At 70.7% G+C, this 8269-nt stretch carries 11 protein-coding genes; 8 read left to right on the top strand and 3 right to left on the bottom strand.

From position 1 onward, the window contains the following. From L2I40_RS13840 to L2I40_RS13815, 6 genes are all read left to right on the top strand, one after another. Window positions 1-636, top strand: a 636-nt coding sequence (locus L2I40_RS13840) for an SDR family NAD(P)-dependent oxidoreductase (RefSeq protein ID WP_237215548.1), incomplete at its 5' end; no start/stop codon positions are given. Continuing rightward, complete coding sequence (locus L2I40_RS13835) at window positions 633-1148, top strand: MarR family winged helix-turn-helix transcriptional regulator (protein WP_237215547.1); 516 nt, start codon at window positions 633-635, stop codon at window positions 1146-1148. The genes L2I40_RS13840 and L2I40_RS13835, both read left to right, overlap by 4 nt. Next, window positions 1145-1972 (top strand): enoyl-CoA hydratase family protein, encoded by an 828-nt coding sequence (locus tag L2I40_RS13830; RefSeq protein ID WP_237215546.1) that lies wholly within the window; start codon window positions 1145-1147, stop codon window positions 1970-1972. Before L2I40_RS13835 ends, L2I40_RS13830 begins: the two co-directional genes overlap by 4 nt. Next, window positions 1972-3129: an acyl-CoA dehydrogenase family protein gene (locus L2I40_RS13825; RefSeq protein ID WP_237215545.1), complete on the top strand. Its 1158-nt coding sequence runs from the start codon at window positions 1972-1974 to the stop codon at window positions 3127-3129. The genes L2I40_RS13830 and L2I40_RS13825 overlap by 1 nt, the downstream gene beginning before the upstream one ends. Continuing rightward, window positions 3126-4787 (top strand): benzoate-CoA ligase family protein, encoded by a 1662-nt coding sequence (locus tag L2I40_RS13820; RefSeq protein WP_237215544.1) that lies wholly within the window; start codon window positions 3126-3128, stop codon window positions 4785-4787. Before L2I40_RS13825 ends, L2I40_RS13820 begins: the two co-directional genes overlap by 4 nt. Then, entirely contained in the window at window positions 4784-5185 is a 402-nt protein-coding gene (locus L2I40_RS13815) for a RidA family protein (protein WP_237215543.1), read from the top strand. The genes L2I40_RS13820 and L2I40_RS13815 overlap by 4 nt, the downstream gene beginning before the upstream one ends. Before the next feature lie 190 nt (window positions 5186-5375). Here L2I40_RS13815 and L2I40_RS13810 read toward each other — a convergent pair whose 3' ends face one another. Continuing rightward, window positions 5376-5615 carry a hypothetical protein gene (locus L2I40_RS13810; protein ID WP_237215542.1) on the bottom strand — a complete coding sequence of 80 codons (240 nt, stop codon included), beginning with the start codon at window positions 5613-5615 and terminating at the stop codon, window positions 5376-5378. Between the two features lie 37 nt (window positions 5616-5652). Then, a complete protein-coding gene (locus tag L2I40_RS13805) occupies window positions 5653-5808 on the bottom strand; it encodes a hypothetical protein (protein ID WP_237215541.1) in 156 nt (51 codons plus the stop codon). A 156-nt stretch (window positions 5809-5964) separates the two neighbouring features. On the opposite strand from L2I40_RS13805, the gene L2I40_RS13800 reads away from it, so the two are divergent. Together L2I40_RS13800 and L2I40_RS13795 are read left to right on the top strand one after the other, a co-directional pair. Then, complete coding sequence (locus tag L2I40_RS13800; RefSeq protein ID WP_237215540.1) at window positions 5965-7182, top strand: NADP-dependent isocitrate dehydrogenase; 1218 nt, start codon at window positions 5965-5967, stop codon at window positions 7180-7182. 73 nt (window positions 7183-7255) lie between these two features. Then, window positions 7256-7939, top strand: a complete 684-nt coding sequence (locus tag L2I40_RS13795; protein WP_237215539.1) for a DUF599 domain-containing protein — start codon at window positions 7256-7258, stop codon at window positions 7937-7939. Between the two features lie 4 nt (window positions 7940-7943). On the opposite strand, the gene L2I40_RS13790 is transcribed toward L2I40_RS13795, so the two are convergent. After that, the coding region (locus tag L2I40_RS13790; RefSeq protein ID WP_237215538.1) for a hypothetical protein at window positions 7944-8269 on the bottom strand (326 nt) is incomplete at its 5' end.

Genomic DNA, 8269 nt, shown 5'->3' with positions numbered 1-8269 from the left:
CGGGTGACCGTGATGGGCCGGCGCGAGGCGCCGCTGCGCGAGGTCGTGGCGCGCGGCCATGCCGCGGCCCTGCTGCCCGGCGACGTGACGGCACCCCCTGCGCTGCCGCGGGTCGCCATCCTGGTGAATGCCGCCGGCGCGGCGGAGAGCGCACCCTTCCTGAAGTCCGACGACGCGCTGTTCGAACGCATGTGGCGCGTGAACGTGATGGGCGCCGTCGCCATGACCCGCGCCGTGCTGCCGGCCATGCTGGAGGCGCGCTTCGGCCGCGTGGTGCACATCGCCTCCACCGCCGGACTGAAGGGCTATGCCTATGTCTCGGCCTATGTCGCGGCTAAGCATGCGCTGGTCGGCCTAGCGCGGGCGCTTGCGCAGGAGGTCGCGGCGAAGGGCGTGACGGTCAACGCCGTCTGTCCCGGCTTCACCGACACCGACATCGTCGCCGAGAGCGTGGCCCGCATCGTGGCCAAGACCGGGCGCAGCGAGGCGGAGGCTCGGGCGGAGCTCGCCCGGCACAATCCGCAGGGCCGCCTGGTCACGCCCGAGGAAGTCGCGCAGGCAGTGCTGATGCTCTGCCTCCCAGGTGCCGGCGCCATCAACGGCCAGGCCGTCGCCGTGGACGGGGGCGAGACATGAGCCCCGACGACCTGAAGCCCTTCGTGGTCGATGCCGAGACCGCGCTGGCCCATGCGCCACCCGGCCACAAGGACGAGCTGCGGCTCTGGCTCCGGCTGCTCACCTGCTCGACTTTGGTCGAGGGCGAAATCCGCGCACGGCTCCGCCGGGACTTCGACACCACCCTGCCCCGCTTCGACCTCATGGCCGCGCTGGACCGCGCCGGCGGCATGACGCTCGGCGAGATATCGAAGCGCATGATGGTCAGCAACGGCAACGTGACCGGCCTCGCCGCGCGGCTGGAGGCGGAAGGGCTGGTGGAGCGCCGCGCGCGCCCCGGCGACCGCCGGGCGCAGCTGCTGCGCCTGACGCCGAAGGGGCGCCGCGAATTCGCCCGCCAATCCGCCGCGCACGAGGCCTGGATCGCCGAGCTGCTCGGCGGGCTGGAGCCCGAGGAACGCGCCACCCTGTTCCGCCTGCTCGGCCGCGCCAAGCTCTCGGTGCGCGCCGCGCTGACGCCGGAGGATCCATGATCACCGCCATCTCCGGCCCGCTTGCCGCCTATCGCGCACAGCACCTGAAGCTCGAGGTCGAGGGGGCGGTCGCGACCCTCACGCTCGACCGACCGGAGCGGAAGAACCCGCTCACCTTCGACAGCTATGCCGAGATGGCGGCGATCCTCCGCGCCGCCGTGCATGACGACGCGGTGCGCGCCTTCGTCGTGACCGGCTCGGGCGGTAATTTCTGCTCCGGCGGAGACGTGCACGAGATCATCGGCCCGCTGCTGGAGCGCGACACCAAGGGGCTGATGCAGTTCACCTCGATGACCGGCGAGTTGGTGAAGGCGATGCGCGCCTGCCCGCAGCCGATCGTCGCGGCGGTGGACGGCATCGCTGCCGGCGCCGGCGCGATCATCGCGATGGCCTCCGACATCCGGCTCGGCACGCCGCGGGCCAAGGTGGCGTTCCTCTTCAACCGCGTCGGGCTCGCCGGCTGCGACATGGGCGCCTGCGCCATCCTGCCGCGCATCGTGGGCCAGGGCCGTGCGAGCGAGCTTCTGTATCTTGGCCGCAGCCTGCCCGGCGACGAGGGGCTTGCCTGGGGCTTCTTCAACCGGCTGCACGCGCCGGAGGAGTTGCCGGCCGCAGCCGTCGCGCTCGCGAAGGAGATCGCCGAGGGGCCGTCCTTCGCCCACGCCATGACCAAGCGGATGCTGCAGATGGAATGGGCTATGAGCATGGACCAGGCCATCGAGGCGGAGGCGGTGGCGCAGGCGCTCTGCATGACAACCCTGGATTTCCGCCGCGCCTACGACGCGTTCGTCGCGAAGCAGCGCCCCGTCTTCAAGGGGGACTGATGCCGGACCGGGATTTCCTCGACTGGCCGTTCTTCGAGCCGCGCCACCGGGATTGGGCCGCGGAGGTCGAGGCCTGGGCCGCTGCCCATGCCGAAGCGCTGGCTGACGAGCACGACGCGGATGGCAGCACCATCCGCCTCGTGCGTGCGATGGGCGAAGCGCGGCTGCTGCGCGTGCCGTGCCCGGACGACGGGCAGCTCGATGTGCGGTCGCTCTGCCTCGCACGCGACATCCTGGCGCGCCATGCGGGGCTCGCCGATTTCGCCTTCGCCATGCAGGGCCTCGGCACCGGGCCGGTCACCCTTTTCGGCACGCCGGCGCAGCGCGACCGCGTTCTGCCCGCGGCGCGCGCCGGCACCGCGCTCGCGGCCTTCGCGCTCAGCGAGCCGGAGGCGGGCAGCGACGTCGCGGCGCTCGCGACCGTCGCGGAGCGGGACGGCAACGGCCATTATCGGCTGACCGGCCGGAAGACCTGGATCAGCAATGGCGGCATCGCCGCGACCTATATCGTCTTCGCCCGCACCGGCGAGGCGCCTGGTGCGAAAGGCCTCTCCGCCTTCCTCGTGCCGGCCGACACGCCAGGGCTGACGATCGAGGCACGGATCGACGTCACCGCGCCGCATCCGCTCGCCACCATCGCGCTGGACGCGGCGCGCATCCCGGCCGACGCCCTGATCGGCAAGCCGGGCGATGGCTTCAAGGTCGCCATGGGCACGCTCGACGTGTTCCGTGCCACGGTCGGCGCCGCGGCGCTCGGCTTCGCGCGCCGCGCGCTCGACATGACGGTGGAGCGCGCCAGCGCCCGCAAGCTGTTCGGCGCGACGCTGTTCGACCAGCAGATGTCGCAGGCGGCCATCGCGGACAGCGCGACGGAGGTCGAGGCCTCTGCCCTGCTCGTCTATCGCGCCGCCTGGCTCAAGGATTCCGGCGCGGCGCGGGTCACGCGCGAAGCCTCGATGGCGAAGCTGCACGCGACCGAGGCGGCGCAGCGCGCCGCCGACCGCTGCGTGCAGATCCATGGCGGACTCGGCGTGACGCGCGGCCACAAGGCCGAGGAACTCTACCGCGAGGTCCGCGCGTTGCGTGTCTACGAAGGCGCGTCCGAGATCCAGCGCGTAGTGATCGCGCGAGCCGAGCGCGACCGGCGGATGACATGACCCAGGGGGTGGAGATGGACGGGATGATGACGCATGCCGCGCTCTCGCCGAGCGCCCACCTCGACAGCTTCGCCCGCGACAATTTGCCGCCGCGCGAGCAATGGCCGGTCTTCCTGCTCGATCGTCCGGAATTCCGCTACCCCGCGCGGCTGAACTGCGCGGTGGAGCTGCTGGACCGGAACCTCGAGCGCGGCCGCGCCGACCATCCAGCCATCGTGACGCCCGCCGAGACGTTGACCTACCGCCAGCTCGCGGAGCGGGTGAACCGCATCGCCGACGTGCTAGTGCGGCAGCTCGGCTTCGTGCCGGGCAACCGCGTGCTGCTGCGCAGCGCCAACAACGCCTGGATGATCGCCGCCTATTTCGCTGTGCTCAAGGCGGGCGGGGTCGTCGTCGCGACCATGCCGCTGCTGCGGGCCAAGGAGCTCGGGCAGATGCTCCGCAAGGCGCGCATCAGCCACGCACTCTGCGATGCGCGGCTGGTCGAGGAACTGCGGAAGGCGGAGGCACCGGACCTCAAGCACCTCGTCACCTGGGGCGATGGCGCGCTGGAAGCCATGTGCGAAGCCGCCTCACCCGACTTCGCCGCCTGCGACACGGCGGCGGACGATGTCTGCCTGCTTGGCTTCACCTCCGGCTCCACCGGCGAGCCGAAGGCGACGATGCATTTCCACCGCGACATGCTCGCGATCTGCGACGGCTATTCGGCGCAGGTGCTGCGGCCGGAGGCGTCCGACGTCTTCATCGGCTCGCCGCCGCTTGCCTTCACCTTCGGCCTCGGCGGGCTGGTGCTGTTCCCGTTCCGCGTCGGTGCGACCGCCGTGCTGCTCGAGAAGGCGCCGCCCGAGGAGTTGCCGGCCGCGATCGCGAGATACCGCGCGACGGTCTGCTTCACCGCGCCCACGGCGTACCGCGTCATGGCGGCCCTCGCCACGCAACACGACCTCTCGTCGCTCCGCAAATGCGTGAGCGCCGGAGAGACGCTGCCGAAGCCGGTCTTCGAGGCGTGGCAGGCGGCCACGGGACTCAAGCTGATGGACGGCATCGGCGCGACGGAGATGCTCCACATCTTCATCGGTGCGCGCGAGGACCAGATCCGTCCCGGCGCCACCGGCCTGCCAGTGCCGGGCTACGAGGCGAAGGTGGTGGACGAGAGCGGCAACGAGGTGCCGCGCGGCACACCAGGGCGGCTCGCGGTGCGCGGCCCGACCGGCTGCCGCTACCTCGCCGATCCGCGCCAGGCGGCCTACGTCCAGAAGGGCTGGAACATCACCGGCGACACCTATGTCCAGGACGAGGACGGCTACTTCTGGTACCAGGCGCGCAACGACGACATGATCATCTCCGCCGGCTACAACATCGCCGGGCCGGAGGTGGAGGTCGCGCTGCTCACCCACCCCGCCGTCAAGGAATGCGGCGTGGTCGGCGCGCCGGATGGCGAGCGCGGCATGGTGGTGCGGGCCTATGTCGTGCTGCATCCGGGTCACGCGCCGGACGAAGCGACGACCAAGGCGCTGCAGGACCACGTCAAGCGCGAGATCGCGCCCTACAAGTATCCGCGCAGCATCGTCTTCGTGGACGCCCTGCCGCGCACCGAGACGGGCAAGCTGCAGCGCTTCGCGCTTCGCCAGGCGGCGCAGACGGAGACCGCCGCATGACCTCGCCCCTCACCGCGCTGCAGCCGAAGGGCTGGGCGGCGCCGCGCGGTTACTCGAACGGCATGATGGGGCGCGGCCGCGTGGTGCTGGTCGGCGGCATGGTCGGATGGGATGCGGAGGGCCGCTTCCCGCAGGGCCTCGTCGCGCAGACGCGGCAGGCGCTACGCAACATCCTCGCGGTGCTGAAGGAGGCCGGCGGCGGGCCGGAGCATATCGGCCGGCTCACCTGGTACGTGGTGGATATGGAAGAGTACCGGGCGAGCCTGAAGGAACTCGGCCCGGCCTACCGCGAAGTCATGGGCCGGCATTTCCCGGCCATGGCGCTGGTGCAGGTCGTCTCGCTCGTCGAGCGCGAGGCGCGCGTCGAGATCGAGGCGACTGCCATCCTGCCCGACTAGCACCTCCCCACAAGACCGCTTCGCGGTCTTGCGGGGACCAGTTCGGTGCCCGGCCCGGGGAAGGACGCGCTGCGTTGCCGCGGCAAAGCTGCGGCGCCGCCAGGGCTTCCGGACCGATCCTCATGGGTGTTCTTGGACCCGGTGTGAGCCACCGACTCACCGGGCCGGAGCGCCGTCGCCGGATCAGGCCCTAGGCTGCGGGCGGCACGTCCGGGATCGGGTCGAGCGGCGGCAGCGGGTCGCCGCCGGCCGTCGTGCCCGAACGCCAGCCCTGGCGTTCCTCGTACATCCGCTTGGCCAGCAGGGCGGCGCCGACCGCGCCAGCTCCCACGGCGAGCCCCGTGGCGAAGACGAGGCCGGCCCCCATCGCGACGGGTGCCGCCATCATGGCGGGGGCGGCCATCATCCCCCTCGCGCAGCGCAGCAACATGGCGTTCTCCCGATCCTGGTGTGCGTCGTGGTGACCGTCACTTGGGCCGTGGCCCGGGGCCGGCAAGCGGCAAGGGTCGCTCCGCCGCGCAGGAGCAGACAACGGCGCCATCCGCCAGGCGGTTCGGCAGCGTCGGCTCGCCGCAATGCGGGCACTCGACGGCCTCGCGGATCACGGGGGGCGGCAGGGTCATGCAGCCCGCCTATCCCGGACGCGCAACGGCCGCAACCGGGCCGGTCTTGCCGCCCCCCTGGCCGGTTGGCATTGTCCCGCCGGCCCGAAGGGCCGGGCGCGGCGGCGCCGCACGAGGAAGGCAAGGCGGGCCGAACGGCCCCGAGGAAAGATCGGCATGGCCAAGATCAAGGTGAAGACCCCCGTCGTCGAGATGGACGGCGACGAGATGACCCGCATCATCTGGGGGTTCATCAAGGAGAAGCTGATCCTTCCCTACCTCGACATCGACCTGAAGTATTACGACCTCGGCGTCGAGTACCGCGACCAGACCGATGACCAGGTGACGGTGGATGCGGCGAACGCCACCAAGCAGTACGGCGTCGGCGTGAAGTGCGCGACCATCACCCCGGACGAGGCGCGGGTGAAGGAGTTCAACCTCAAGAAGATGTGGCGGAGCCCGAACGGCACCATCCGCAACATCCTCGACGGCACGATCTTCCGCGAACCGATCATCATCAAGAACGTCCCGCGCCTGGTGCCGCACTGGTCGAAGCCGATCGTGGTCGGCCGCCACGCCTATGGCGACATCTACCGCGCCGTCGAGATGAAGGTGCCCGGCGCCGGCAAGGTCACGATGACCTACACGCCGGAAGGCGGAGCGCCGCAGGAGATCGGCGAATTCGCCTTCAAGGGCGGCGGCGTCGCCATGATGATGCACAACCTGAACAGCTCGATCGAGGGCTTCGCGCGCGCCAGCTTCAACTACGGCCTGCAGCGCAACTACTCGGTCTACTTCAGCCACAAGAACACGATCCTCAAGGCCTATGACGGCAACTTCAAGGACATCTTCCGCGCCATCTACGACAACGAGTTCAAGGCCGAGTACGAGAAGCGGGGCCTGACCTACGAGGACCGCCTGATCGACGACATGGTCGCCTCCGCCCTCAAGTGGGAAGGCGGCTACATCTGGGCCTGCAAGAACTACGACGGCGACGTGGAGTCCGACATCGTCGCGCAGGGCTTCGGCTCGCTCGGCCTGATGACCTCGGTGCTGCTCAGCCCCGACGGCAACACGGTGGAGAGCGAGGCGGCGCACGGCACGGTGACGCGCCACTACCGCGAGCATCAGAAGGGCCGCGAGACCAGCACCAACCCGATCGCCTCGATCTTCGCCTGGACACGCGGCCTGTCCTATCGCGGCAAGTTCGACAACACGCCCGACGTGGTCGACTTCGCCAACACGCTCGAGCAGGTCTGCATCGAGACGGTGGAGGCCGGGCACATGACGAAGGACCTCGCGATCCTGATCAGCAAGGACCAGCCCTGGCTGAACACCCAGGCCTTCCTGAACAAGCTCGACGAGAACCTGAAGAAGAAGATGAAGATGGCCTGAGGGACGCACCCTCGCCCTCGCAAAGCGGCCGCCGTCCCCCGGACGGCGGCCGTTCGCTTTCCTGGGAGACCGGATGCTCGCGCTTTCGACCCTGGACTGGCTCGCCCTCGCGCTCTTCGCCGCCTGCTGGCTCGGCTACGCGACGCTGACCGATCGCGTGCCGTCCATCCGCGAGCGCAGCGTCATCGCGGCCATGGACGAGCACCGGCGGCGCTGGATGCGCGCGACCCTCGCGCGGGAGAACCGCATCGCCGACATGGCGGCGATCGGCAACCTGATGACCTCCACGAGTTTCCTGGCCACGACCAGCATCCTGATCCTGGGCGGTCTCGTCGCGATGCTCGGCGCCTCCGATATGGGCAGGCGCGTCGTCGCCTCCCTCCCCTGGTCCGACGTGCCGAGCGAGGCGGCGTGGGAGGTGAAGATCGCGCTGCTGCTGCTGATCTTCGTCAACGCCTTCTTCGAGCTCACCTGGGCGCTCCGGCAGTTCAACTATTCCTCCATCCTGGTCGGCGCGATGCCGGCACGCAGTGCGGAGGCCGCCGATCTCGCGCAGGCGGATGCCGCCGCCCGCGTGCTGAACCGCGCGGCGCGGCACTTCAACACCGGGCTGCGCAGCTACTATTTCGGCCTCGCCGCGCTGGCCTGGATCGTCCATCCGGTCGCCTTCATGGCGGCGAGCCTCGTCGTGCTGCAGGAACTGCACCGGCGCGAGTTCCGCTCCGCCGTGCGCGAGGCGGTGCGCGGCGAGGGGTAGGTGGTCACCCGCGCTCGATGCGGCGGAGCGCGTCCCAGTAGTCGCGGAACACGGCAAGCCGGAGCGCGCGGTCGGGCGCGTCGCGCGGCACCCGGTCCGGATGGAAGCGCAGCGCGAAGGCGCGCTTCGCGCGCTGGAAACGGTCGTCGGGCGCGCGCCTCAGCCACCAGCGTCCGCGCGGCGCGTCGGCAAGGCCGAGTCGCGCGATGGCCTCGTCCCGCTCGGCGCGCACCAGGCGGAGCTCGGCACGAAGGCGCCGCACCTCCTCGGTCGCCTCACGCGACCGCGCGCCTTCGCGCCGCGCGAGCGCCCGGCTGCGGCGCAGCCGGA

The organism is Falsiroseomonas oryziterrae, from assembly GCF_021864505.1.
GTDB lineage: Bacteria > Pseudomonadota > Alphaproteobacteria > Acetobacterales > Acetobacteraceae > Falsiroseomonas > Falsiroseomonas oryziterrae.
This window is presented reverse-complemented; position numbering and strand designations above follow the sequence as displayed.